Here is a 26,423-nt window from a genome sequence, read left to right as displayed (position 1 = left end):
GGTGTCTTCGCCGCAACGAATTCGTCACTCAGCCGAGGTCAGCGGCGTCGCGGCACGGCGCTAAGCGGGTTCTTGCTGCAGCTGCGCCTCGGCCCTGTCGCGCGTCGCGACGGCCTCGACACGGGCGAGTTTGATGATGGCCGCCGTCATCACCAACGCGGCCGCGACCAGGGCGATCGCCCCGGCGCGGCCCGTGTCCAGCGTTTCGCCGAGGACGACGACGCCCAGCACCGCGGCCACCACCGGCTGTGACATCTGCAAAGTGGGCATGGACGCCGTCAGCGGCCCGGCCCGAAACGCCGACTGGCTCCACGCCACTCCGCCGAGCGCGACGAGGATGCAGGCGTACAGCTCGGGCGTCCGGGTCACCGCCCCCAGCCCGTCACCGAGCCGGGCAACGACCTCCTTGGTGAGCACCGCAAAGATGCCCCACAGCGACCCCGACACGAAGGCGAACAGCACCGCGGCCACCGCCCCACCGCGCATCCGTCCGGCCACCACGCAGCCGACCAGCAGCGGCCCCAGCACGAGGGCCACCGCGGCCCACGTACCCAGCGAGGCGCCCGAATGACCTGCCTGCGGATTGCCGACGATGACGACCACGCTGACCCCGGCCGTCAACAATGCGGCCCACATCCACTCGCCGGCGGTCACCGCGCGATGCGACAGCCTGGCGTTGATGGGCAGCGCGAAGAGCACCGAAAACATCAGCAGCGCCTGCACCAGCAACACCGATCCGCCGCGCAGGGCGGCGGCCTGCAACCCGATGCTTGTCGCCAAAAGCACAGTGCCCCACCACCATCGCTGGCTGCGGAGCAGGTTGGCGAACAATTCGACGGAACCGACCGCGCCGTCGGTGATGCAATGCGCCGCGCGTTGCTGCAGGACGTCGCCGATCGCGACGCATAGCGCCGAGCTCAATGCGAGGAGAGCCGCGATATCCGTTCGGCCCATGGGGATTTCTCCGTCCTGTCCGGCGTCGGTGGCCCGGTGCTTGTCAAAGTCATTGCCTCACAACACACGTCGGATTGTCAGCCGCGCCCGGTCGCGGTCTTGGTGGGCCACCTCCTGATCAATGACCGCCCCTCGTTGGGCGCGTCGCGGGCCCAGCGGCCCCGCCCGACCGCGATTTCGCCGTCTTCACCGGTCGCCGACCGTTCCCTCAGCCAGAGCAGGGGCCGCGGCGCCCACCACGTCCAGCGGCCCAGCAGGTGGATGAACGCCGGAACCAGGACCATGCGCACCAGCGTGGCGTCGACGAGCACGCCAAGCGTGAGGCCGAGCCCCAGCATGCGCATGAACGAGACGTGCGCCGGGATCAGCGCGGCGAACGAAATCGACATCACCACGGCGGCGGTCGTGACGACCCGGCCGATGCCGGCGATGCCCAGCGCCGTGCTCTCGTCGGTGGCGGCGCGCGCCTCGGCCGCGGTGGCCGGCGTCTCCCGCATGGCCTGCGAGGCCAGCCAGTACTCGTGGATGCGCGAGACCAGGAACACCTCGTAATCCATGGCCAGCCCGAAGGCGATGCAGAACAGCAGCACCGGGATGTTGGCGTTCAACGTCCCGTTGGGGGTGGTCCCCAGGGCGCCCAGGTGGCCGTCTTGGAAGATCCACACCATCGCCCCGAACGCCGCCGTCAGCGACAACACGTTGCACACCAGCGCCTGCAGCGGCAGCACCGCGCTGCCGGTCAGCAAGAACAGCAACGCGAACGTGATGAGCGCGATCAGCGCGAACACGATCGGCAGTCGCTGGGTGATCGCGTCGACGCTGTCGCGGTTGATCTGCGCCAGCCCGGTCATCTCCACCGGCTGCCCGGCGGGCCCGGCGACCTGATGCAACCTGCCGAGCTGGGCGTTGGAGGCTGCGAATAGAGCGGCGCGGTGGTCGAGACGGTGAGGAACGCGCTGCCGTTGGCCACGCCGGCGGGGGCAACGGGTGGCCCCACCCGCGCCCCATCGGCGAACGTCCCGGTCGGTGCGCTGACCGCGGACACGTCGGGCACGCGGGACAGCTCGGCGGCGTACCGCTGCAGGTCGGCGGGGGTCACGCCGCGGGCGTCGGGCACGACCACCGACACCCCGGTGCCGAACCCGTTGGCGAAATCGTTGTCCAGCATGTCGGCGACCTGGCGCGCCGACGCGGATTCGGGCAGCACCCGCTCGTCCGGGAAGCCCCACTTCACCCCCAGGAACGGCGCGCCCAGCAACAGCAGCAGCGCGACGACGCTCAGGCCGACCGGCATGGCGTGGCGCAGCACGTACCGCGTCGACCGGTACCAGAACTGCTCCTCGAGCGGCCGGTGCGCGTGGTCGCGGAACGACCGCTGCCCGTGCAGGATGCGATGCATCACCCGCCGGGCGTCCAGCACATGCAGCCGCGGCCCCAGCAGCACGATCGCCGCCGGGGTGACCACCACCGCGGCGATCGCCACGATGATCGCGGTGACCACGATGGTGTAGGCGGACGACTTCAGGAAGTACATCGGGAACAGCGCCATCACCGCCATCGACAGCCCGACGGTCGTGGCCGAGAACAGCACGGTCCGGCCGGCGGTGGCCATGGTGCGGTACAGCGCCCGGTCCCGGTCCTCGGTGCGGGCCAGCTCCTCGCGGTAGCGGGTGATGATCAGCAGGTTGTAGTCGATGGCCAGGGCCAGGCCCATCGCGATGCTCAGGTCCAGCGCGTACGTCGACACGTCGGTGGCGAAGGTGATCAGCCGCAGCACCGACATGGTGCCGACGATGGCCAGGAGGCCGAGGACGATCGGCAGCGTGGCCGCCACCACACCGCCGAGCACCCAGACCAGCACCGCGAAGCTCAGCGGGATCGCGATGGACTCCATCAACAGCAGATCTCGCTGGTTCTGCCCGTTGATCTGCGCGTACGCGACGGCCATGCCGCCGGCGCGCACGGTGGCGCCGTCGCGGTCGTGCACGAGGTCGCTGGTGAGCGTGCTGGCGTACTTCTGCGCGTCGTTCTCGCCGCCTTTCAGGCCGGCGACGATCATCCCGGATTTGTTGTCCTTGCTGATCAGCTGGGCGGCGGCCTGCGGCCGATCGGGTGGCATGGTCCACGCCGACGACACGTTCAGCACCCATGGCGATCGTTTCAGCTGGTCCACGATGTCGGTGGCGACCCGGCGCGCCTGGTTACTGCGGACGCCGTCCGGGGCCGTCACCACGATCAGCATCTGCTGATCGGTTTGGTTGAACTTGCCCCGCAGGACCTCGGTAGCGCGCGCGGACTCCGAGGTCGGGTCCTGGAAACCACCGCCGGAAAGGCTGTTGACCACCGGAAGCCCGAAGACTGCGGCCCCCACCAGCACCAGGAAGGCGAGCCCGACGACGCGGCGCGGGGCGGCAATGGCAAGCCGGGTGATTACCTGCAGCATGGCGTATCGCCTACCCGAAACCGCGCCGTTTGACCCGCCCCACCGCCGATTGTTCGCGCACAGCAGTTATCCGGTGGGCGGCCCTTGAGGTTTGACCTTCTGGTACTCGGGTATCGAATGTAAAAGCACACTCAGCACGTGGATTCGGTGTGCGCAGTGCCGTTTTGCCTGGGCTACAAGCGGATTGGATGTGCAATGAACTCGACGGACGACGGCACCAACATTCGGCATCCAACCGAAGACGACTGGCAGGCGGTCTTTGAAAATCAGGCCCGCACGTTCGGCGATCCGGTGGGTCCGCAGGATCTCGAAGCGTGGAAACGCCGGGTCAACCTCGACGACATCCTCATTGCCGAGGACGTCTCCGAGCCCGAGCATCCGTTTCTGGTGGGAACGTCGATCATCTACCGTGCGCAGCTCACCGTGCCTGGTGGCACCGCCCTGCGCGCCGCGTGGCTGACGATGATCGCCGTCGCGTCGACGCATCAGGGCAAGGGGCTTTGGGCCCAGCTCAGCGCGAAGGGACTCGGGATCCTGTTGGACCGCGGCTATCCGATCGTGTGCGGCGTTCCGACGCAGACCGCGATGTACGACGGTTTCGGCGCCGGGGTGGCCAGCTATAGCCACACCTATTCGATCGACCGCCGCTTCGCGAAGTTGCGGGCCGCGCCGGACGGGAGCCGGGCGCGCGAGCTCAACGCCGCCGAAGCGAGCAGCCGCTTGCCCGAAATTTACGAACGATGGTGTGCCGCAACGCATGGCGCGATCACCCGCGACGACGCGTGGTGGGCCGACTACATGGACGACAGGGAAACGCAGCGGGGTAACGGGTCGGCGCTGCATTACACGGTCCATCCCGATGGCTTCCTGACGTATCGGGTCGTCGGGTCGCAACAGCATGCGTTTCGCCCACCCCTGGGCACGGTGGTCGTCGAGGACTTCTGCCCTATCACCGATGAAGCTCACACCGAGCTGCTGCAGACGCTGTTGGTGCTGGAGATGTTCTACCGCATAGAGATCGATGTGCCGGGCGACGATCCGCTTCCGCTCAAACTCACCGATCAACGCGCCGCGGAGATCAAGGGCGTGAGCGATTTCCTCTGGGTGCGCATCAACGACGTCCCCGAGGTGCTCGGCGCCCGCACCTACGCCGCCGACACCGACCTCGTGCTGGAAGTCACAGACCCGCTGCAGCTCGCGGGCGGACGGTTTCAGCTGCAGACCCGCGGCGGCGCCGGGAAGTGCACGCCGCATGACGGGCCCGCGGACATCGAGATCGGCCTGGCCGACCTGGCCACCATCTACATGGGGGCGCACCGGGCTTCCCAGCTGGCCCGGGCCGGCCGCATCGCCGAAGCGCGCGCGGGTGCGTTGGCTGAGCTAGACGCCGCCTTCGCCACCGACCGCGCGCCGTTCTGCGGCACGGTGTTGTGAATGCGGCTGCGCGACAGTGCGTTTCGTCTTCCATGCAGACCGGGCGGCGAACAGTTGACGACAGCGGGACGACGGCCCGGCCCGGCAACGCCCACCTGGGTGCGCGGGCACGCTATCCTGGGAAATGGTCGGGATTTCACTCCGCGGTAGGACGCCTGTTATTGTCGCCTACGCGGTCTCGCCGACCACAAGCGCCGTTAGCTCAGTTGGTAGAGCAGCTGACTCTTAATCAGCGGGTCCGGGGTTCGAAACCCTGACGGCGCACAGCTCACCGAATAGTTCATCGTTCGGTGGCTTTTGCTTCCACACTGGCGCCAGTGTCTCGGAACTCCCTTTCCCGTGGCCCCCGGGGCGTCTTACCATCGCAGCGACGGTGTTTGTCCAGAGGGAACCTGTGAAAACCGAGCTGAAGTGGGTCGAACCCCACGAGGGCCACTTCCACGCCAGCATCGATGACCGCAGCGAGTACCGCGTCCACGCGGTCTCCACGGGCGGCTTCCGCGCCGAACGGGTCGATGACGGCTTCGTGCACCACGATCTCGGCCGGGCAGCCGACGCCGCCGAGGCGCAGGCGATCTGCCAGGGCCTGCACACGCGGGCGAGGCGGCGCGCGGCATGGGAGGCGTACATGGCCGAAAATGACCCGCCCGGGTGGGAGTAATCGGGGCGGCTGATCAACCTCCACAAGCCATTTGCCGTCGTATCACCCCACAAAAGCCGCTCATGTAGGTAGTTTCTTGCTGACGCCGATACGTCCCCCTGGAGACGGGCCGCGTCGAAGGAGCTGCCATGGGGTTCATCCGGCCCAATCTGCCCGTCGTCGACGTGGCCGACTGGAGCGCACGACCACGCGCCGAACGCATCGTGCCGATGGCACGCCACATCGCCCAGCACGGGTTCGGCACCCCGCTGGTGATGCACGTCATGTACGGCGTGAAGATCGCGCTCTACATCCTCGGCGGCTGGATCTTCGCGTGGTCCACGCGAGGCATCGGCGGCTTCACCCAGGTCAGCGCATGGTGGGCGGAGCCCGTCGTGTTCCAGAAGGCCGTGCTCTACACGATGCTGTTCGAAGTCGTGGGCCTCGGATGCTGCTTCGGGCCGCTCGCCGGGCGCTACTTCCCCCCGATGGGTTCGATCCTGTACTGGCTGCGACCCGGCACCATCCGGTTGCCGCCCTGGCCCGATCGGGTACCGCTGACCAAGGGCAACAACAGAACTCCGTTCGACGCGTTGCTCTACGGCGTCCTGCTGGCGCTACTTGTGTTCGCGCTGGTGTCCGACGGCACCGGCCCGATTCCCGCCCTGGACACCGCGATTGGCGTGCTGCCGCGGTGGCAGACCGCCGCCATCCTGGCGGTCCTGGCCCTAATCAGCTTGCGCGACAAGGTGATCTTTCTGGCCGCGCGCGGCGAGGTGTATGCGCCGCTGGCGCTGACGTTCCTGTTCGCCGGGGCGGACATCGTCGTCGGGGCCAAGGTCGTCTTCATGGTGATCTGGCTGGGCGCGGCGACGTCGAAACTCAACAAGCACTTCCCCTTCGTGATCTCCACCATGCTGGCCAACAATCCGTTCATCCCGTCGGGACCGCTCAAGCGGTCGATGTTCAAGCGCTATCCGGATGACCTGCGGCCCAGCGCGCTGGCGGGTTTCATCGCCCACTTCTCGACCGCGGTCGAAGGGCTGGTTCCGCTGGTGCTGCTGTTCTCCCACGGCGGCTGGCCGACGGCACTCGCCGCGTTCGTGATGATCGTGTTCCACCTGAACATCCTGCTGGCCTTCCCGATGGGCGTGCCGCTGGAATGGAACGTGTTCATGATCTTCGGCGTGCTGTGGCTGTTCGTCACGCACGCGCACCTGGGCCTGTCGAGCATCGGCAACCCGTGGCCGATCGCCCTCGTCTTCGTGGTGATCGCCGGGACCGTCGTCGCGGGAAACCTGTACCCGCGCAAAGTCTCCTTCCTGCCCGGCATGCGCTACTACGCCGGCAACTGGGACACCACCCTGTGGTGCGTCCGCCCCTCGGCCGACGAGAAATTCCGCGTCGGCTCACGCGCCCTGGGCCCGATGCAGCACCTGCAGCTCGAGCGGTTGTACGGCAGCAAAGAGGAAACCCTGGTCCCGCTGCACCTCGCGCTCGCGTTCCGCGGCATGAACACCCACGGACGCGCGCTGCTCACCCTGGCCCACCGGGCGATGGCCGACTACGACGAGGACGACTACAACCTATGCGAGGGCGAAGTCCTGTGCTCGATGGTCCTCGGCTGGAACTTCGGCGACGGGCACATGCACAACGAGTGCCTCATCGAGGCGCTGCAGCAACGGTGCGGGTTCGAACCCGGCGAGGTGCGGGTCGTGATCCTCGACGCCCAACCCATCCACCGACAACGGCAGGAATACCGGCTGGTCGACGCGGCGACGGGCGAATTCGAGCGCGGCTACTGCGAGGTCGCCGACATGGTCGTGAATCAGCCCTGGGCCGACGACATTCCGGTCTACGTGCAGAGCGACCGCGTCAGCGGTTCCTGACGCGGCGCACGGTCACCACCACGACGAGCGCCCCGACCCCGGCCAGCGAGGCCAGCACCACAGGTTTCTGCACGAACCCGATCACTTGGGCCTTGAGGTCGTCGGCGAGGCGACGCGGGTTCGCCCGCTCGGCAAGGGAATCGACGGTGGCCGCCAGCTGGTCGCGGGCGACGTCGATGTCTCGCTTGATGGCTTCGGGGTCGCGGTCCGCCACTGTGTCCTCCAAGTCGCCCACTATCCGGCTCATGCACCTGCCCGAACTACCCTAGATCAGCTGGCGGTAACCCCGACGCCCCGGTGAACAGAAAGGGACCCACCTTGACCGAGACCACGCGGCTTGCACCGGGCGACAAAGCGCCCTCCTTCAGCCTGCCCGACGCCGACGGCAACAAGGTATCGCTGGCCGACTACAAGGGCCGCCGGGTCATCGTCTACTTCTATCCGGCCGCCTCCACCCCGGGGTGCACCAAGCAGGCGTGCGACTTTCGGGACAGCCTGGCCGAGCTCAACGGCGCCGGCCTCGACGTCGTCGGCATCTCCCCCGACAAGCCGGAGAAGCTCGCCAAATTCCGTGACGCGGAGGGGCTGACGTTCCCGCTGCTGTCCGATCCCGACCGCAAGGTGCTGACGGCCTGGGGCGCCTACGGCGAAAAGCAGATGTACGGCAAGACCGTTACGGGCGTCATCCGCTCCACGTTCGTCGTCGACGAGAAGGGCAAGATCGCCGTAGCGCAGTACAACGTCAAGGCGACCGGCCACGTCGCCAAGCTGCGCCGCGACCTGTCCGTCTAGCTGATTACGGCGGCCTCCGTGTACTCGGTGATCGGCCGCGCGATCCCCTGTTCGTCGCACACCCGCTGCAGCTTCTCCAGCGTCTCGTCGATGCCCGGTCCGAGCCGCGGGCCGGGGGTGAAGGTCGCCGGAAGGTGCTGCATGCCCTGGATCACGCCGATGGTCGGATAGTGCACGGTGCCCTCGGGGTCGCAGCGGTAGTCGGGCATCCGGTCGAGCACCGCCGTGAGCATCGACTTGAACACGACCCGCGCGACATTGGAGCCGATGCAGCGGTGGATGCCGAGCCCAAAGCTGAAGTGCCGGTTGTTCTTACGAGCAAGGTCCAATCGATGCGGGTCGGGGAACACCGCGGGATCGCGGTTGGCCATCGCCCAGGACAACCACAGGCGGTCGCCCTCCTTGAACCGCGTGCCCGCGATTTCGAGGTCGGCGGCGATCGTGCGACCGTCCCCGGGGGCGGGCGTGAAGAAACGCAGGAATTCCTCGGTCGCCGAGTCGAGCAGCGTGTCCGATTCCCGCCTCAGTAGTTCGCGCTGCTCGGGATTTTCGCCCAGCCATTCGAGCGAGTGCGCCGTCAGCGCCGTCGTCGTGTCGAAACCTCCGCCGATGATCAGGCCGAGCATTCCGAGCAGTTCGGCGTCGGGGGCGGGTTCGCCGTCGATCTTCATTCGTGCCAACGCGTCCACAATGCCGGGGCGCGGGTTCTCCCGAATCTCGAGGAGGTGGTTGAACAGATCGGCTCCCATCGCCATCGTCTGCTCCAAAACCCTTGGGGCGTCCGGGGAATCGACGGGGGTGTAGACATTGGCGTGGGCCGGCTCGCAATAGAGCTGCCACTTCTTCAGCGGAACGCCCATCATCGCCAGCGTCAGGACGGCGGGCACAACGTTCGCGAGATCGTCGACGAAGTCGATCCGCCCGACTTCGATCTTCTCGTCGATGCTCGCCCGCACGATCTCGTCGACGAATGGCTTCCAGCGCTTGATGGCCGCCGGCGACATGTAGGGGTTGAGAATGCGACGGTAGGCGGAGTGCTCAGGTTCATCCATCTCGAGCATGCCGCCACGGACGCCGGTGGCCTGCGGCAGCGTGGGAATGGTGATGCCCTTGTAGCCGGTGCCCTCTCCGGTGACGTCGTGGTCGTTGGACACGTGCGGGCACCGAGCGAGCTCGAAGACCTCCCGGTTGCCCGCGGCCACCCAATGCCCGTCGTAGGTGTCGGTCCACGCCAGCGGGCACCTGGCGTGCATCTCCTCGGTGATCGCGGTGAACCGCTCGCGGTACTCCGGGGTGTGGCGATCAAAGTGGTAACGGTTGGTCTTGCTGACGTTTTCCGTACTCACAGTGGCCTCTCCTGCGGACGAGTGGCTGCGTATAGAAGCAGTATGCAGCGAGACTGTCGGTCTCGTTAAGCATTCAAGCGGCTTGTCGGCTCATCTGGCAGAGATCCTGTCCACTCGGCGATACTGACTTCCATGAGTTCCCTCGCCGAGAAAGCGCTCGCCGGATTCATCCGGTTCCACGATCACGTGTATCGGGGAACTCACGGCTGGATCGGGCACCGGATGATGTGGATGCCCAGCCTGTTGCTGCACACGGTTGGTGCGAAGACGGGCGCGCCACGCACGGCCGCGCTGGCCTATGGCCGCGACGGCGAGGACTACCTGGTAACCGCGTCCAACGGCGGCGCCGCGCGCTCGCCGGGCTGGTACCACAACGTGAAGGCGCGCCCCGAGGTGGAAATCAACGTCGGCCCACGGCGTTTCGGCGCCACAGCGCGTTCCGTCCTGCCCGGCGACACCGAATACGACCGGCTATGGAAGATCGTCAACAAGGTCAACAAGGGCCAGTACGCCAGGTACCAGGAGCAGACGTCGCGCCCGATTCCCGTCGTGGTGCTGACGCCCAACCGCTAGGCCAGGTTCGCCAGCAGCAGCGCCTCGCTGATGGCCGCACGTTCCAGCACGCCGAGGTGCAGGCTCTCGTTGATGCTGTGCGCCTGGGTCCCGGGGTCCTCCACGCCGGTGACGAGGATCTTCGCCTGCGGGAACGCGGCGGCGAATTCCGCGATGAACGGGATGGAGCCGCCCATGCCCATGTCGATGGGCTCGGCGTCCCACGCCTGGCGGAACGCTGACCGGGCCGCGTCGTAGACGTCCCCGCTGGCCTCGATGGCGTAGGGCTCGCCGATGTCGCCTCGGGTGACGCTGATCCGCGCGCCCCAGGGGGCGCGGCTTTGCAGGTGGGCGGTCAAGGCGTCGAGGTGCGCCGTGGCGTCGCCGCCGGGGGCCACCCGCATGCTGATCTTGGCCCGTGCCCGCGGGATCAGCGTGTTCGACGCCTTGTCGATGGGGGTGGTGTCGATGCCGATCACCGTGATCGCGGGCTTCGCCCACAGCCGCTGCGGCACGGAGCCCGAGCCGATCTCGGACACGCCGTCGAGCAGGCCGGAATCGGTGCGGACCCGCTCGGGCGGGTAGTCGGGGTAGTTCAGCGCGGCGATGTCGGTTTCGTGCAGGCCGGCCACGGCCACGTTGCCGTCGTCGTCGTGCAGGCTGGCCAGCAGGCGCACCAGAACGGTGAGCGCGTCGGGCGCCACCCCGCCCCACAGGCCGGAGTGCAGCCCGTGGTCGAGGGTGGCGACCTCGACCACGCAGTCGACCAATCCGCGCAGCGACACGGTCAGCGCCGGGGTGTCGGCGCTCCAGTTGTCCGAGTCGGCGATGACGATCACGTCGGCGGCCAGCGTGTCGCGGTGGGCGGCAAGCAATCGGGCGAGCGAGGGCGAGCCGGATTCCTCTTCGCCCTCGACGAACACGGTCACGCCGACCGGCGGCTTGCCGCCATGCGCCCGAAAGGCCGCCAAATGCGTTGCGATTCCGGCCTTGTCGTCGGCGCTGCCGCGGCCGTAGAGCCGCCCGTCACGCTCGGTGGGCTCGAACGGTGGCGACATCCACTGGCTGCGGTCACCCTCGGGCTGCACGTCGTGGTGGGCATACAGCAGCACGGTCGGCGCGCCCGGCGGCGCGGGATGGCGTCCGATGACCGCGGGCGCTCCCCCTTCGCTGACGATCTGCACGTCGCCGAAACCGGCCTGCGACAACAGATCTGCCACCGCCTGGGCGCTGCGGTGCACCTCGGAACGACGGGCGGGATCGGCCCACACCGATTCGATGCGCACCAGGTCTTCCAGGTCGCGCCGCACCGACGGCAGCACCTCGCGGACGCGCTCTTCTATTGCGCGAGCAGACGCGGAGTCGCATGAATACTCGCCTCCCCGTGCGATTCCGCGTCTGCTCGCGCTCAAGGAGTCTCCAGGATCGCCACCGCGGCGGCGGTGTCCGCCTCATGCGTCAGCGACACGTGAATGATCACGTCGGCCAGGTGTTTGGCGATGTCACCGCTCAACCGCACCCGGGGCCGCCCCCACATGTCGGTGACCACCTCGATGTCGCGGTGGATGTCCTCGGGCAGCACGGGCCGCTGCGCGAACCGAGAACCCGACCAAGCCTTGATCACCGCCTCCTTGGCGGCCCAGCGGGCCGCCAGGTGACGCGCCGCCGACGAACTCTTGTCCGAGGCATCGCGGCGCTCACCCGGGGTGAACGTCTCGGCGAAGACAGTCCCCGGCTGGTCGACCTGCTCGGCGAAATCAGGAATGGAGACGAGATCGATGCCTACTCCGACGATCGCCACGCACCGACCCTAGCCGACGTAAAGGTCGTCTTCGCCCAGGCGGGCGTCGGCGTTGAGCAACATCGCCGCTTCCTGACGCTTCTCCGGCTCGTCGTGGTTGAACCGTCGGTCGGCCGGCTTCTCGTACATCGGGCGCCCACCGGCGATCGCGGAAGCCAGCCGTCGCTGACCGGCCAGCATGCGCTGCGCGGCCCGCTCGCGGTAGCCATCCCGATCGGACGGGTCCAGCGCGGCGATGAACGCCTCCGGGTGCACCAGCGCGATCAGACCCGACACGTGCCCGAAGCCGAGGCTGGTCACCAGGCCGGCCTTGAGCGGGAACTTGCCGCGCAGGTCCAAAGGCTCACGCACCCAGACGAAGTGGCCGGCGGTGGCCAGCTCGTCGTCGACGCAATCCAGGCTGCGGTTGGGCGGGATGACGCCGTCGCGCAGCATCTGGCACAGGCCCATCAGCTGGAACGCTGCCGCGCCACCCTTGCTGTGACCGGTGAGCGTCTTCTGGCTCACCACGAACAGCGGGTTGCCCGGCGACCGGCCCATCGAGTCGGCCAGCCGCTCGTGCAGCTCGGTCTCGTTGGGGTCGTTGGCAAGAGTCGAGGTGTCGTGCTTGGACACGATCGCGATGTCGTCGGCTCCCACGCCCAGCTTGGCCAGCGAGCGGGCCAGCACCGAGTCCTTGCCGCCGCGACCGGCGCCGAGGCCTCCGAGCCCGGGGGCCGGGATCGAGGTGTGCACACCGTCGGCGAAGCTCTGCGCGTAGCCGACGACGGCCAGCACCGGCAATCCCATCTTGGCCGCCAGCGCACCGTTGGCCAGCAGGATGGTGCCACCGCCCTGGGCTTCCAGGAACCCGAGGCGGCGCCGGTCGTTGGCGCGCGAGAACTTCGAATCGCTGATGCCCTTGGCCCGCATCATCTCGGTGTCGGCGGTGGCCGCCATGTCACCGAAGCCGATGATGGCCTCCAGGGTCAGGTCGTCGAACCCGCCGGCGATCACGAATTCGGCCTTGCCGAGCCGGATCTTGTCCACGCCTTCCTCGACCGACACCGCAACCGTCGCGCAGGCCGCGACGGGGTGCACCATCGCGCCGTAACCACCCACGTAGGACTGCATGACGTGGGCCGCAACAACATTCGGCAGCACCTCCTGCAGGATGTCGTTCGGCTTGGCCCGGCCCAGCAGGTTGCCGTGATACATGGTCTGCATCGAGGTCATGCCGCCCATGCCGGTGCCCTGCGTGGAGGCCACCAGGCTCGGGTGCACCCAGCGCAGCAGCTCGGTCGGGGTGAAGCCCGAGGACAGGAACGCGTCCACGGTGGCGACGATGTTCCACAGCGCCACCCGGTCAATGGAATTGGCCATGTCCGGGGTGATGCCCCACACCGTCGGGTCGAACCCGGTGGGGATCTGCGCACCGACGGTCCGGGACAGCTTGGTCTTCCGCGGGACCCGGATCTCGGTGCCCGCCTTGCGGATCACCTCCCAGTCGCTGGAGTCCGGTACCGGTCGGGCCACGGTGTGTTCGGGGTCGAACTCGACGAACGCGCGCGCGTCGGCCTCGCTGGACACCACGAACGAGAAGTCCTTGTCGAGGAACACACTGACCAGAAGCGGTGAGGCGTGGTCGGGGTCGATCGCACCGTCATCCACGAATTCGCGGATACCGCACCGTTCGACGACGGCGTCGTGGTAACGCTCCACGATCTCCGATTCGGGAACCAGCTCACCGGATTCGGTGTCGTACCAACCGGGTTGGGGGTCGTCCTCCCACTTGACCAGTCCGGTGGTCCAGGCCAACTCGAGCACACCGGCGGCCGACAGCTCGCCGGCCACCTCCATCTCGAAGCGGGTCCGCGACGAACCGTAGGGTCCGAGCTCCGCGCCGCCGACGATCACCACCAGGTCGTTCAGGTCGACGTCGAGGTCCGCCCATTCGGGTGCCGGCGCCGGGTCGAAGCCGCGCGGCGGGCACGGCAACGCGGCAATGCTGCCCTCGGCCTCGAGCTCCTCGGGGGCGTCGTCCTCACCCGACGCGGACTGCTCGCGCGCCTTGGCGGCCAGCTCGGCCATGTCGAGGTTGGCCTCACCCAGCCCGCCGGTCAGGTCCGCCTTGATCGGCGCGCTGGCGGCCGCCACCTTCGACTCGATGTCGCAGAGGGCCAACAGCATTGCCGCCATCTCGTCGGTCGAGTACGTGGTGACACCGGCCTCCTCTACCGCGTCGACGATGGCGTCGTTGTGGCCCATCAGCCCGGTGCCGCGGGTCCAGCCGATCAGCGCGTGCGCCAGGCTGACCCTTGCCGCCCACGAGGATTCGGCGTGCCAACGGCTCACCAACGCGTCCAGCGCCGACTTGGCTTCACCGTAGGCGCCGTCACCGCCGAACATTCCGCGGTTGGGTGAGCCGGGCAGCACGACGTGCAGCCGCGACGCGATGTCGCGCTCGGCGCCGATCTTCGACAGCCCGCCGATCAACCGCTGCACCGCCCACAGCAGGACCTTCATCTCCATCTCGGAGCGGGAGCCGGCCTCCGACAGGTCGCCGACGACGCGCGGTGCGGCGAACGGGAACAGCAGCGTCGGGGTCTGGGCGTCCTTGATGTGAATCGACTGCGGCCCAAGGCTTTCGGTCTGCTCGGTGCCGACCCATTCGACCAGGGCGTCGATGTCGGAGTAGGACGCCATGTTGGCCGCGACCACCCACAGCGCCGCGCCGTAACGAGCGTGGTCGCGATACAGGCCCCGGTAGAACGCCAGCCGCTCGTCGTCGAGTTTCGACGTCGTGGCGATGACGGTCGCGCCGCCGTCGAGCAGACGCCCGACGACCGACGCCGCGATCGAGCCCTTGGAGGCGCCCGTCACCACGGCGACTTCGTTGGCGTAGGGGCCCGGATCCGGGTTCTCGGCGCCGGCCGCGATCCGGCCGAACAGCGACGCGTGGATCTGGCGGCCCGCGGAGAGGGCCTTGCCCTGCCACCAGGTGGCCTGGGTGGCCACGACATGGCCTGCGCCCTCGAACCTTTCGGACAGCTCCACCCATCGGGCGTCGATGTCGCCCTCGTCGGTCAGCCACAGCTTGACCAGGTCCTCGCGGGCGCTGGCCCACCGATCGTCGAACAGCACGGCCTTCTTCGGCTCGAACACCGGCGCGACCAGGCGTGGCCAGTCCGCGCCGAGTTCGGCCGTCACCAGGTCGATCAGCTCGGCATCGGTGGCCGCCGGCGACGCGCTGACCGGGTCGTCGAGGCCCAGCTGGTTGAGCACCAAGCGGGCGGCCGACGCCAGCACGCCGTTGCGGCCGGTGATCTGGTCGGTGAATTCGCCCAGCGCGGCCGCGTCGATGGTCGCACCGCCGCCACCACCACCCGACGACGGCTGCGCCACCGCGATGCCGCGGCGCGCGGCGACGGCAGCGACCGCGGCATCGATGGCCTTGTCGACGGCGGCGGCGTCGGCCAACGCACCCTCATGGAGGTGACCCATGGCACCGCCACGAACACTGGTGCCTTCGCGGGTTCCCAGCGCGACCTCGACCGTGACGTGCTTGGCCCAGCCCTCGCCCAGCTCCCAGGTCTTCTTGACCCGCTCGGCGATGGCGGCGGGCCGTTTGCCCGACGGCCCCAGCACCGTGCGCAGCTGGTCGTTGATCGCGTCGGAAAGCACTGGGCCGTAAGGCTTGTAGGTGCGCGCCAGCTTGGTCACCTGGGCGCGCAACCCGGCCAGGTCGGCTTCGGCGGCGCCGTCGATGGCGCCCAGGTTCAACTCCGAACCCAGGTCCACCAGAAGCTGGTTGCGCCGCGACGAGGCACCATCGGTGATGGATTCGATGGAATCCAGCTCCTCGATCTGGTCGATGCGCATCTTGGCCGACAGCGCGATCAACGCCAATGTCGCGTCGGCGGCGTCGAATCCGATGTCGTCGGGGCGTGGAGCACCCGACGGAGCGGCCGCCGGTGCGGGGGCGGCCGGGGCGGCCTCCACCTGCGAGGCGGATGCCTCTGGCGCTTCGACCGCAACCTCTTCGGCCTCGGGCTCCGGCTCGGGATCGGTGTCGGTCGCGAACAGCACCGCCGCGTCGCGCTCGGCGTTGAGCACTTCGACTGTGCTGTGGGCATATTCGGGCAGCTTGAGGGTGTTGGTGGCCAGCCCCGCGACGGTCGGCGCGGACTTCACGCCGATCTCGACGAACCGCTCCACACCCAGACCGCCGGCGGCCTCCTCGGTGAACAGCAGGTCCTGGGTCTCGATCCAGCGCACCGGGCTGGCGAACTGCCAAGCCAGCAGCTCGATCAAGACGATGCGCGCCATCTCGATGCGGCGCTCGGCGAGCCAGGTGTCGTAGTCGGCGAGGATCGGGTCGAGCGGCTCGGCCGGCACCAGGTCGCGAATCTCCTGGATGAAGTCGCGGTCCAGGGTGAAGGGGCGGGGCACCAGGTTGGGGATGTAGCGCCCGATGATGACGTCGGGATCCTTGTCCCGCGGCATGACTCGGTCGAGCGAGCGCCGGAACTCCGCGACCCCCACCCGCAACACCCGCGAGTGGAACGGCACGTCGATGCCCGGCACCAGGATGAACGAGCGCTTGCCGCCGGTGATCTCGCGACGCCGCTCCACCTCGGCTTCCAGCGCCTCGAGGCCACGGACGGTGCCGGCGATCGCATACTGCGACCCGCGCAGGTTGAAGTTGACGATCTCGAGAAACTCGCCAGTCTTCGCCGCAATATCGGCGACGAATCCCGGGACCTCGTCATCCGGCAGGTCGATCTGCGACGGCCGAATCGCCGCCAGCCGGTAGTTGGACCGGCCCAGCTCGTCGCGGGGCACGATGTCGTGCATCTTCGATCCACGGTGAAACACCGTCTCCAGCAACGCTTCCAGCTCGTAGATGCCCGTCACGCAGGCCAGCGCGGTGTACTCGCCGACGGAGTGCCCGCAGGCGATCGCGTCTTCGACGAAGGCGCCCTGCTCACGCATCTCGGCAACCTGCGCCGCCGCCACGGTGGCCATCGCGACCTGGGTGAACTGCGTCAGGTAGAGCACGCCCTCGGGGTGGTTGTAGGGCACACCGCTGGCGATGATGCTGGTCGGGTTGTCGCGCACCACGTGCAGCACCGAGAAGCCCAGCGTGTCGCGGGTGAACTTGTCCGCCTTGTCCCACACCTTGCGGGCGGCCTTGGACCGGGCCCGGACGTCCATGCCCATGCCCTTGTGCTGAATGCCTTGGCCGGGGAACGCGTAGACGGTGTGCGGGGCGGCCAGCCGCGCAGTCGCCGACATCACCAGGTCCGATCCGATGCGGGCGGCGACTTCCAGAACCTCTGCGCCCTGGTCGATTCCGACGCGCTCGACGCGGAAGGAGACCTCGTCGCCCGGACGCACCATGCCCAGGAAGCGGGCGGTCCAGCCGATCAGCCGCGCCGGTGGGCGGGCCTGGCCGTCGGTGGCGGTCACCGCGTGCTGGGCGGCGGCCGACAGCCACATGCCGTGCACGATGGGCGATTCCAGGCCGGCCAGCAGGGCGGCGGCCCGGTCGGTGTGGATGGGGTTGTGGTCGCCGGACACCATCGCGAACGGGCGCATGTCGACCGGCGCGGTGATGGTGACGTCGCGGCGGCGCCGACGCGGTGTGTCGGTGGCGTTTTCCGACACCGCGCCGCCGGCGCGCACCGGGTCGGTCAGTTCGGCCGCGCCGGTGCGACCGAGGATCGCGAAGCGCTCGTCGAGGGTGGCGATCACCTCACCGTCGGCGCCTGCGATGGTGACCGACACGGGCACGACACGTCCCATGTCGGTGTCCGCGGCCGCCAAAGCCGTTGCGGTGATGGTCAATTGAGCCGGGGTCTTCGGCAGTGCGCCGACCATGTGCGCGGCGTGGTCGAGATGCACCAGGCTCAGCAGGCCCTCCACGACCGGAATGCCGGTGTCGGTGACCGCCGAACCGATTGCGGAGAAGACCGCGGGCCAGCACGGGCCGACGAGGGCGTCGGGCACGGTGGAGAGGCTGGGGGCCAACGGTTCCCCGAAGGTGGCCGTGACTCCGGTGTGGTCGGCGACGCGCTCGGGGTCCCAGTCCACCGTGACGGTGGCGGTTCCGTCGGTGACCGCCGGCATGAATTCGGGACCGTCGACGCCGGCCGCGATCGCCAGCACCGCACGCATGGCCGTGGCGGCATCGTCGGTGGAGACCACCGGCGTCGCACCGTCAACGGTGTTGGGGGGCAAGGTGAATGGGATCTCGATCCACACCCCCGACACCGGGACGCTGAGAACGACCCGGTCGTCGTCGACGGTGAGGCGCGCCCCGGTGGACGAGTGCGTGGCGCGGCGGCTTTCGGGTCCTTCAGAGTCTCCGTGCACCAGCCATTCGGAGGGGTCGGCGATCCGGTGGACCGGGTTGATCGCGGTGCGGCCGGCCCACTGCACGTCGGGGGCGTCCAGCACCACGGCCAGCGGTCCGGTCACGTCCGCGCGGCCGGTCCGGCGCGACGTGACGGCCGTCGGCTCCATTCCGGCAGCGAGCGCCTCGTCGACGGCCGCCTGCTCGAAGCGGTCCAGCAGTTCACCGACGGGTTCGTCCATTCGGGTGATCCCCGCGACGGCCGCGGTGCCCGGGATGATGCACACCTGGTCGGCGTCGTAGCGGGCGTCGTGGGCCTGCCACAGCGAATCACTGCGCCACCAGCGCCGCACATCCTTGTCGATGACCGGCACGAAGTTGACCGGCTTGCCCGGCGTCTTGCACAGGGTGACGAAGAACGGAACGTCGGCGGGGTGCAGTTGGACCGTCTCGGCGTCGGGGTAGCGGTCGAGCAGCAGATCGATCGCCGCCTCGGGGTTCTCCAGCAGACTCTCGTCGTTGTAGAGCGTCTCGATGGGGCCGAAATCCTGTGGGTGCAAACGCGCTTCGGCGCGCTGCAGCATCTGCTGGAATCGGTCGCGCCACGTGTCGGCCAGCCACGGGCTGCCCGGTGAGGCGGTGTCGGCGGTGGAGTCGCCGTCGCCGATGGCCAGCTCGACGTAGCGCCGCAGCCACTGCAGGTAGGTCATCTCGCCGGCGTCGCCGAAATACGGCTTGGCGGTGGTGGCCATCGCCGCGATGATCTCGTCGCGGCGTTCGGCGACGGCTTCGGCGTCACCGGCGACCTCGTCGAGCAGCCGTCCGCAGCGCGAGGCGCTGTTGTCGATCTCGTGAATGTCCGCGCCGAGCTGGCTGCGGCTGGACGCCATGCCGCCGGAGGCTTTCCCGGCGCCGATCCACTGGTCGGTGCCCTGGGTTTCCACCAGCATCCGCTTGACCGACGGCGAGGTGGTGGCCTCCTTGGCGGCCATCGCCGCGGTGCCGACCAGGATGCCGTCGATCGGCATCGGCGGGAAGCCGTAGGCCTGCGCCCAGCGCCCCGACAGGTAGTCGGCCGCCCGCTCGGGCGTGCCGATGCCGCCACCGACGCAGACGGTGATGTTGGAGCGCGACCGCAATTCCGAGTAGGTCGCCAGCAGCAGGTCGTCGAGGTCTTCCCAGGAGTGGTGGCCGCCGGCGCGGCCGCCCTCGATATGCGCGATCACCGGTTTGGTGGACACCTCGGTGGCGATGCGGATGACCGAACGGATCTGCTCGACGGTGCCGGGCTTGAAGACGACGTGACTGATGCCGACGTCGTTCAGCTCCTCGATCAGATCGACGGCCTCCTCCAGCTCGGGGATGCCGGCGCTGATGACCAGGCCGTCGATCGCCGCTCCGGACTGACGCGCCTTTTGCACCAGCCGCTTGCCGCCGACCTGCAGCTTCCACAGGTAGGGGTCCAGGAACAGCGCGTTGAATTGGTAGGTGCGACCGTCTTCGAGCAGCCCGGAGAGCTCCTCGATCCGGTCGGCGAAGATCTCCTCGGTGACCTGACCGCCACCGGCCAGCTCGGCCCAGTGCCCGGCGTTGGCGGCGGCGGCCACGATCTTGGCGTCGACCGTGGTCGGGGTCATGCCCGCGAGCAGGATCGGCGAGCGCCCGGTCAGGCGGGTGAACTTCGTCGAGAGCTTGACCCTGCCGTCGGGCAGGCGAACCAGCGTCGGGGCGTAGCTCGACCAGGCCCGCGCCACCTCAGGGACGGCGCCGACGGTAAAGAGGTTGCGCTGGCCGCCGCGGGTCGCGGCGGGCACGATGCCCACGCCCAGGCCGCGGATCACCGGCGCGGTGAGCCGGGTCAGGATGTCGCCGGGGCCGAGGTCGAGGATCCACCGGGCGCCGGCGTCGTTGACGCGGGTGATCTCCTGCACCCAGTCGACCGGACGCACCAGAATCGATTCGGTCAGTTCCCGGGCCAGGTCTACGTCCAGGCCCACCTTCTCGGCCCAGTTGCCGACGATGTCGATGCCGTCGGCCAGCCGGGGCGTGTGGAAGCCCACCTCGACTTGCACCGGATCGAACACCGGCGAGAAGACGTCGCCGCCGCGCAGCTTGTTCTTCCGGTCGGCCTCCTCTTTCTCCGAGATCTGCTGGCAATAGAGCTCGAAGCGGGACAGCTGTTCCGGGGTGCCGGTGATGACGACCGAACGGCGGCCGTTGCGGATGGACAGCACGGGCGGCAGCACGGTCCGCACGTCCTGCGCGAACTCGTCGAGCAGCTGGCTGATGCGGTCGGGGTCTGCATTGGTGACCGACACCATCGGCGGCCGGTCGCCCAGCACGGAGATCCCGCGCCGGCGGGCCACCAGCGTCCCGGCCGCGCCGATCAGCTGGGCCATCGCCAGCAGCTCGACGTCGCGAGCGCCCCCGCCCTTGAGCGCCTCGACGGCGAGCACGCCCTGGGAATGTCCGGCGACGGCCACTGGCGGCGTCGCGCTCAGATCCATGCCCTGCCGCGCCAGCGCGCGCACGGCGGCGATCTGGGTGAGCAGCACGCCAGGGATCGATACCGCGGCCGAGGTTAGGTGCTTGGTCGACGGGGTCGGGTCCTCAGCGGCCAGCGCGCGGACCCACGTCAACGGCTCGAAGCCGATGGGACGCACCACGACCAGCTCTTTCGCCACCGGTTCGAGGAGCAGTTCCACCTCACCGACCAGCGCTGCGAGATCGGACTCGATGCCGGCAGACGACACCAGCTCTTCGAGGTTCTCCAGCCAGGCGCTGCCCTGGCCGCCGAACGCCACGGCGTAGGGCTCACCGGCCGTCAGGCGGTCGACGAGAGCATGGGTGTCCCCGGCGGGGCGCTTGCCCCCCTGCGGGCCGTGCCCGTCGTGGTCAGCGGACACCCGGTCATGCTCGTGGATCGTCACCTTCTGCGTCTCCCCTGGTATGCGTCTTTTCGTATCGGTTCGTGTGGGCGGTCACCACCAGAGGGTGGGCCTCGCCGGTGCTCCTCGATGCGGCGTGGTTCAGCGTCGAATCACAGCCGGGATACGGCTGCCGGTGCGTTGTCGGCGGACCGCCCGGATGGAGCTGAGCGGTGCGACGGACTTCATCGGCTGTACTAAGAGTGTCATAAGATTCGACCCCCGTTTTGCGTGGTGATCGGTTACTGGCGAGTTCTACGCATGGGTAACCGTGTTGTGGGTAACACGCGGTTTGACCGGCGGCCCGCATGCGATTCGCAAACCCGCTGCATGCAGGTGGTTACGGTCGAGTAGCTATAACTGCGCAGATCAAAGCAGTTTTGTTATCGAATCGTTACATAAAAATTTTGAGCCGTGGAGCGCCGTTCACGCGGCATCGGCGTCGTCGTCCGCCGGGCGCGCGCGTCCGCCCCGCCCGGAAATGAGCGAACGAGTGTTTGCTGGGGTTTCTAAGAGTCCGAGTCCCGGTCGGAACGGACGGCGATGTGGGCCGCTAGGCCCACTGCCCGAATTGGGGTTTGAGGATTTCGTTGATGTCCACGCCGACCCCGCCGACGCTGCGTTTGTCGATTTCAACTTGGTGCAAGTTGGCGGCGGGATGAGCGTACCCCTTGGGGGAACCCCAGTTGTGCTGCCAGAAGTAGGAGCCCAAACCGTCGTGCAGTGCCCAGTCGATGGTCTTCGAGTTGGCGTACACGCCTGTGCGCTGATGGCCGATCACCGACTCCCACGACCGCAGGTACGGCGCTACCTGGCTTTTGTACTGCTCATAGGAGGGGTCGTCGTCGATTGAGGCATAGATGGGCGCGCTGGCGGGCCCGCCGGCCGCGGCATGCAGTTGCATCCCGCGCTGCGCGTGCTGCAGGCCGGCGTTGGCGCCGCCCAGCCAATCCGCGGTATTGCCCTTGCCGTACTGGTAGCAGGAGACGATCTTGAGACCGTTGCTGTGGAGGTCGCGCGCTTCGGCGACCTGGATCGGCTTGCCGAGCATCCACGTGCCGCCCGGCCGGCGGTCCGAGACGTACCGGATCGATCCCACGGCGCCCGCAGCCCGGATCTGGCTGGCCGGAATGACGCCGGCCGCGTAATCCAGCAGGGTACCCAGCGACGCCGAGGCCGGCGCGGCGCGCAACGACGCACCCGCGACGCCCAGACCCACCAGGGCCGGCGCCGCGGCCGCGTATTTGAACAGGTCGCGGCGCGAAACTGATGACACAAGCCACAGGGTACGACAGAGACCTCAAGTGGCACATTGATCACACTGGTCACAGGTGTGTTGCAGTGCCGTATCGGCGCTGCAGCGCGCCCACTGCGCCCAAAATCGCGTACGGGCCGGTCACCGCCATCAGGCTCAGCAGCGAGCGAACCCTGGGATCGCCGCGCTTGAGGCGTCTCAGCTCCATCAGGGCGTTGACGTTGTCCAGCGTGTCGACCATCAGGCCGATGTATTGCCAGCGCCGGCGGTTGGGTTCGTCGCTGCTGAGATAACCGACGCCCAGGGCCAGGGCGCGGGCCCCGAATATGCGGATCAGGTACTTGAGCTCCGTGGACAGCAGGTGATCCGGCACGCCGTTCATGCGCGTCTGGGACGCGGGGTAGGCGAATGCGGTGGCGCCCAGCAGGATCCGGCCGACGGCGGCCGCGGCGAAGGCGCGGCGCAGAACCGTGGGCTGCGGCGGCAACGTTGGTGTCGGTGATGTGGTCATGACATGCAGTCTTCGCCGCCCAGGTAACTACGTCGATTACCTTCGAGGTAGTGGTATAGGCCCACCCACGGCGTTAGGTTTTTCAAGATGGCTGGGGGCATAGCGGGTACCGCGGTGCGGGAGTGGCGCACTCGTCGGCGATTGAGCCAGATGGAACTCGCGCATCAGGTCGGCGTCTCGCCCCGCCACCTCAGTTTCGTCGAGACCGGCAGGGCCAATCCCAGCCGTGCCTTGTTGCTGCGCGTCGGCGAGTCCCTGGATCTTCCGCTGGCTGCGCGCAACCGACTGCTGCTCGACGGCGGCTACGCACCGGTGTTCGGCGAGCACACCTTGGATGCCGAACGAATGAGGCCGGTGAAGGAGGCCGTCGACTCGGTATTGGCCGGCCACGCCCCGTACCCGGCCATCGTCACCGATGCCTGCTGGAACCTGATCGCGGGGAACGTGGGTTGCGTCGTGCTCGCCGAAGGGGTTGACCCCGAGCTCCTGCGCCCACCGATCAACGTCATGAAGTTGTGCCTGCACCCGCGGGGGTTGGCGCAGCGCTTGCTCAACCGTGCCGAGGTGCACGCGGCCATCCTGGGCCGGGTTCGCCGGCACGCGCGGGCCACCGCGGCGCCCGACATCCGCAGGCTTTGCGAGGAACTTTCGAGTTATCCGGCGCCGGAGGGAGCCGACCGCGGCGAGCGGACCGGCGAGCTGTACGTGCCGTTTCGGATGCTTACGCTCGACGACACCGAACTCCGGTTCATCAGCACCATCGCAACGTTCGGCAGCCCGCTCGACATCTCGGTGGAGAGCCTCATCATCGAGTCGTTCTTTCCCGCGGACCCGGCCACCGCCGACTACCTGCGCGGTCTCGACAGCGATCGGCGTCTGCGAGCGATCGCGCAGCAGCACCCGCAGGTGCTTCCCTACATCGGCTCGCGCTAGCGCGTGGACCTTAATTTATTATCACTATAAAGTTAGTAGAGTTAACGCGAGCGCTCGACTGCAACCGGAGTTCAGATGGAACGCGACCAGCTCATCGACCTGACCCGCCGTGCCTTGAAGTTGGCGCGCGACAAGACAACCGACCTCGCGCCGAGCGAGCATCGGGTCGACGCGCGGGACTACACCAGCCCCGAGCGCCACCGCCTCGACCGGGCCATGCTGCTGGCCAGCCCGCAGTTGGTCGGCTACGTGTCCGAACTTCCCGCCCCCGGGGCGTATTGCACCAAGACGGTGATGGGGCGGTCCATCCTGTTGACCAGAACCTCCGATGGATCGGTGAAGGCGTTCGACAACGTCTGCCTGCATCGGCAGTCGCAGGTGGTCACGGGATGCGGCACCGCCAAGCGGTTCACCTGTCCCTACCACGCGTGGACATACGACAACACCGGGCGGCTGGTGGGGGTGCCGGGGCGTGAGGGTTTCCCGGACGCGGCGCTGCGCTCCGACGGTCTGGCCGAGCTTCCGGCCACCGAATTCGCCGGATTCCTTTGGGTCTCACTGGATCCCGGTACGAAGCTGGACGTGGCCGCGCACCTGGGGCCGCTCGCCGACGAGCTCGACTCCTGGGGTATCGGGCGCTGGTCGCCGTTGGGCGAGAAGGTTCTCGACACTGCGATCAATTGGAAACTGGCGATCGACACGTTCGCCGAGAACTACCATTTCGCGACCGTCCATCGGCAAACCTTCGCCACCATCGCACGCAGCAACTGCACGGTGTTCGACTCCTTCGGCCCGCATCATCGGCTGATCTTCCCGCTCAACACCATCCTGGAACTCGACGACATGCCCGAGGAGCAGTGGAATCCGTTCCACAACATGGTCGTGATCTACGCGCTGTTCCCCAACATCGTGCTGTCGGTAACCATCGCCAACGGCGAACTGTTCCGCGTCTACCCGGGTGTTCAGCCCGGCAGGTCGATCACCGTCCACCAGAACGCCACACCGCAAGACCTGTCCGACGAATCGGTGGCCGCCGGCGCTCAAGCCGTCTTCGAATACGCACACGCCACCGTGCGCGACGAGGACTACCGGTTGGTGGAGGGGCTACAGGCCAACCTCGAGTCGGGGGCCCGCGACCACCTGGTGTTCGGTCGCAACGAGCCGGGATTGCAGCACCGCCACATCACGTGGGCCGAGGCGCTGGCGGGCTCAGCTCGCTGACTCGTCCGCCGACAGCACCGCCACCAGGTCGTCCAATAGCGTTGCCAGCACGCCGGTTTGGGCGGGTCGCGCCGCGCTGAGCAGTTCGATCGCCTCGCGCCGACGCCCGGCGGCCACCAACGGCACCAGCTGATCCACGGTGGTCTGCAGGTCGGGATCGGACGGTCCGGTATTGGTAATGGTGGTGGTGAGCACCTCGACCAGCTCCCAATCCCGATACAGCGCGAGCGATCGTTCGTTGAAGGCGAACGCGGTCACCGGCTGGCCGCCCAGCGTCCCGCGGTAACGGTAGGGCCCTTCCATGTATTCGATCGGCAGGCCGTGCGCGGGTGCGGCCACAACCGGCTCGCCGACGATGTCGAGTCCCAGTGTGGGACAGGTGATCCGGTGGCGGTCGGGCATGTACCGGGCCGGGGCGAGCGGACGCACCAGGGGCCGCACCGTCTCCGGCCACCGGACGTAGCTGTTGATCGTGACCTCGATGTCTTCGGCGCATTGCGGCGATGTGGCGGGATCGGGATAGCTCGCGGTGACACCGGTGAACGGCTGCAGGGCATTGTCGTTCATGCGGTCGAACTGTCGCCAGATGCTCAAGTCGACGCCGTTGTCGAAGTTGATGGTGCGCCATTCGTGCGACCTGGCCCTCGGATCCCCAGCGGTTCCCCCGCCGCCGGCGTATTTCGGGAACCATTGCCGATCGACATGGCCGCTGCTGCCGGAGACCTGGTGGACCTCCTCGCCCCAGCGCAGGGTGCCGGTCATCGCCATACCGGTCTGGAAGTACGAGTAGGTGTCGTCCTGGCCGAAGCAGACGATCTTGCCGTTGTAGGTCGAGGCGCCCACCGGAGTCGGTGCGCGCGTGGGGGTTACGGCCAGGTCCAGCCGCATGCGCCGGCCGGAATGATCCTCCCCCACCAGGCTGACGCGGTAGGTGTAGGGCAGCAGACCCCCGTCGCCGTTGCGGCAGGTGATCCAGGACGCGGTGCCGGCACCGCTGGCATAGCTGATGTCGAGGTAGCCGGTGGCGAGCTCCAGCTTGCGCGAGGCGCCCGGTTCGAGGTTGGTCGGCGGCATGTCGTAATCCGTGTAGGTGCCGTAATCGCCGGTATCGAGGTCGAAGAGCGCCATAGTGTAGAAGTCGGCGACGATCGTTCCGCCGGGCCGGTTCTTGTTGAAGATGGTCAGGAAGGCAAATGACCGGTCGGTCTCGGCGGCGTCGAGTTGGCCCGCGATGAACCAGGTGTCCGACTCCTGGTCGGGGTGTTCACCTTCGGCGGCGGGGAACTCGAGCTGGCCGTCCCCGGGAACCAACTGGAATGGATAACTGCGCCAGTCGCTCTTCATATCGCGCCTCGCCTCGACATCGTCGCTGATGATCCACCCGCGGC

At 68.1% G+C, this 26,423-nt stretch carries 16 protein-coding genes, 1 tRNA gene and 1 pseudogene; 8 read left to right on the top strand and 10 right to left on the bottom strand.

The features are described 5' to 3' along the window. Positions 1–60: 60 nt before the first annotated feature. Positions 61–954, bottom strand: coding sequence for a DMT family transporter (locus tag AC0KS4_RS05450; RefSeq protein WP_238957494.1), 894 nt, complete (start codon positions 952–954; stop codon positions 61–63). Between the two features lie 77 nt (positions 955–1,031). After that, positions 1,032–3,397, bottom strand: a pseudogene (locus AC0KS4_RS05445) (MMPL family transporter). A gap of 195 nt (positions 3,398–3,592) precedes the next feature. On the opposite strand from AC0KS4_RS05445, the gene AC0KS4_RS05440 reads away from it, so the two are divergent. The 4 genes from AC0KS4_RS05440 to AC0KS4_RS05425 all read left to right on the top strand — a co-directional run bounded on the left by AC0KS4_RS05440 (position 3,593) and on the right by AC0KS4_RS05425 (position 7,360). After that, the gene (locus tag AC0KS4_RS05440) at positions 3,593–4,831 is read left to right on the top strand and encodes a GNAT family N-acetyltransferase (protein WP_238957493.1); all 1,239 of its coding nucleotides are present in this window, start codon (positions 3,593–3,595) and stop codon (positions 4,829–4,831) included. Positions 4,832–5,022: 191 nt separating this feature from the next. Further along, positions 5,023–5,095: transfer RNA gene (locus AC0KS4_RS05435), tRNA-Lys, on the top strand. A gap of 130 nt (positions 5,096–5,225) precedes the next feature. Further along, positions 5,226–5,492 carry a hypothetical protein gene (locus tag AC0KS4_RS05430; protein WP_225327053.1) on the top strand — a complete coding sequence of 89 codons (267 nt, stop codon included), beginning with the start codon at positions 5,226–5,228 and terminating at the stop codon, positions 5,490–5,492. 128 nt (positions 5,493–5,620) lie between these two features. Further along, positions 5,621–7,360, top strand: a complete 1,740-nt coding sequence (locus tag AC0KS4_RS05425; protein WP_225327052.1) for a DUF3556 domain-containing protein — start codon at positions 5,621–5,623, stop codon at positions 7,358–7,360. On the opposite strand, the gene AC0KS4_RS05420 is transcribed toward AC0KS4_RS05425, so the two are convergent. Further along, positions 7,347–7,574, bottom strand: coding sequence for a DUF3618 domain-containing protein (locus AC0KS4_RS05420; RefSeq protein ID WP_225327164.1), 228 nt, complete (start codon positions 7,572–7,574; stop codon positions 7,347–7,349). The two genes, AC0KS4_RS05425 and AC0KS4_RS05420, sit on opposite strands and share 14 nt — an antisense overlap. 104 nt (positions 7,575–7,678) lie before the next feature. Between AC0KS4_RS05420 and bcp the strand changes: the two genes are divergently transcribed. Further along, complete coding sequence (bcp, locus tag AC0KS4_RS05415; RefSeq protein ID WP_225327051.1) at positions 7,679–8,152, top strand: thioredoxin-dependent thiol peroxidase; 474 nt, start codon at positions 7,679–7,681, stop codon at positions 8,150–8,152. Here bcp and AC0KS4_RS05410 read toward each other — a convergent pair. After that, positions 8,149–9,498 (bottom strand): cytochrome P450, encoded by a 1,350-nt coding sequence (locus AC0KS4_RS05410; protein WP_238957492.1) that lies wholly within the window; start codon positions 9,496–9,498, stop codon positions 8,149–8,151. The genes bcp and AC0KS4_RS05410 overlap by 4 nt on opposite strands. Before the next feature lie 132 nt (positions 9,499–9,630). Here AC0KS4_RS05410 and AC0KS4_RS05405 point away from each other — a divergent pair, with 132 nt between their 5' ends. After that, positions 9,631–10,071 (top strand): nitroreductase family deazaflavin-dependent oxidoreductase, encoded by a 441-nt coding sequence (locus AC0KS4_RS05405; RefSeq protein ID WP_238957491.1) that lies wholly within the window; start codon positions 9,631–9,633, stop codon positions 10,069–10,071. Here the strand turns inward: AC0KS4_RS05405 and AC0KS4_RS05400 are convergent. The 5 genes from AC0KS4_RS05400 to AC0KS4_RS05380 all read right to left on the bottom strand — a co-directional run bounded on the left by AC0KS4_RS05400 (position 10,068) and on the right by AC0KS4_RS05380 (position 22,881). Then, positions 10,068–11,462, bottom strand: a complete 1,395-nt coding sequence (locus AC0KS4_RS05400) for a dipeptidase (RefSeq protein WP_225326593.1) — start codon at positions 11,460–11,462, stop codon at positions 10,068–10,070. The genes AC0KS4_RS05405 and AC0KS4_RS05400 overlap by 4 nt on opposite strands. Then, complete coding sequence (gene acpS / locus AC0KS4_RS05395) at positions 11,459–11,851, bottom strand: holo-ACP synthase AcpS (RefSeq protein WP_163706636.1); 393 nt, start codon at positions 11,849–11,851, stop codon at positions 11,459–11,461. Before acpS ends, AC0KS4_RS05400 begins: the two co-directional genes overlap by 4 nt. Positions 11,852–11,860: 9 nt before the next feature. After that, positions 11,861–21,118, bottom strand: coding sequence for a type I polyketide synthase (locus AC0KS4_RS05390; protein ID WP_238957490.1), 9,258 nt, complete (start codon positions 21,116–21,118; stop codon positions 11,861–11,863). A 550-nt stretch (positions 21,119–21,668) separates the two neighbouring features. After that, positions 21,669–22,391 (bottom strand): DUF1906 domain-containing protein, encoded by a 723-nt coding sequence (locus tag AC0KS4_RS05385; protein ID WP_238957489.1) that lies wholly within the window; start codon positions 22,389–22,391, stop codon positions 21,669–21,671. A 49-nt stretch (positions 22,392–22,440) separates the two neighbouring features. Next, positions 22,441–22,881, bottom strand: a complete 441-nt coding sequence (locus AC0KS4_RS05380; RefSeq protein WP_238957488.1) for a hypothetical protein — start codon at positions 22,879–22,881, stop codon at positions 22,441–22,443. An 87-nt stretch (positions 22,882–22,968) separates the two neighbouring features. On the opposite strand from AC0KS4_RS05380, the gene AC0KS4_RS05375 reads away from it, so the two are divergent. Beyond that, positions 22,969–23,814 (top strand): helix-turn-helix domain-containing protein, encoded by an 846-nt coding sequence (locus tag AC0KS4_RS05375; protein ID WP_238957487.1) that lies wholly within the window; start codon positions 22,969–22,971, stop codon positions 23,812–23,814. Positions 23,815–23,889: 75 nt separating this feature from the next. Further along, complete coding sequence (locus AC0KS4_RS05370) at positions 23,890–25,035, top strand: aromatic ring-hydroxylating oxygenase subunit alpha (RefSeq protein WP_225326598.1); 1,146 nt, start codon at positions 23,890–23,892, stop codon at positions 25,033–25,035. Here the strand turns inward: AC0KS4_RS05370 and AC0KS4_RS05365 are convergent. Beyond that, positions 25,024–26,379: a lipocalin-like domain-containing protein gene (locus AC0KS4_RS05365; RefSeq protein WP_238957486.1), complete on the bottom strand. Its 1,356-nt coding sequence runs from the start codon at positions 26,377–26,379 to the stop codon at positions 25,024–25,026. The genes AC0KS4_RS05370 and AC0KS4_RS05365 overlap by 12 nt on opposite strands. Positions 26,380–26,423 lie beyond the last annotated feature (44 nt).

This window comes from Mycobacterium sp. NTMscope_MAC_12 (genome assembly GCF_976985675.1).
Note: the sequence above shows the minus strand (reverse complement) of the source record. Positions and strands in the feature narration are given on the sequence as shown.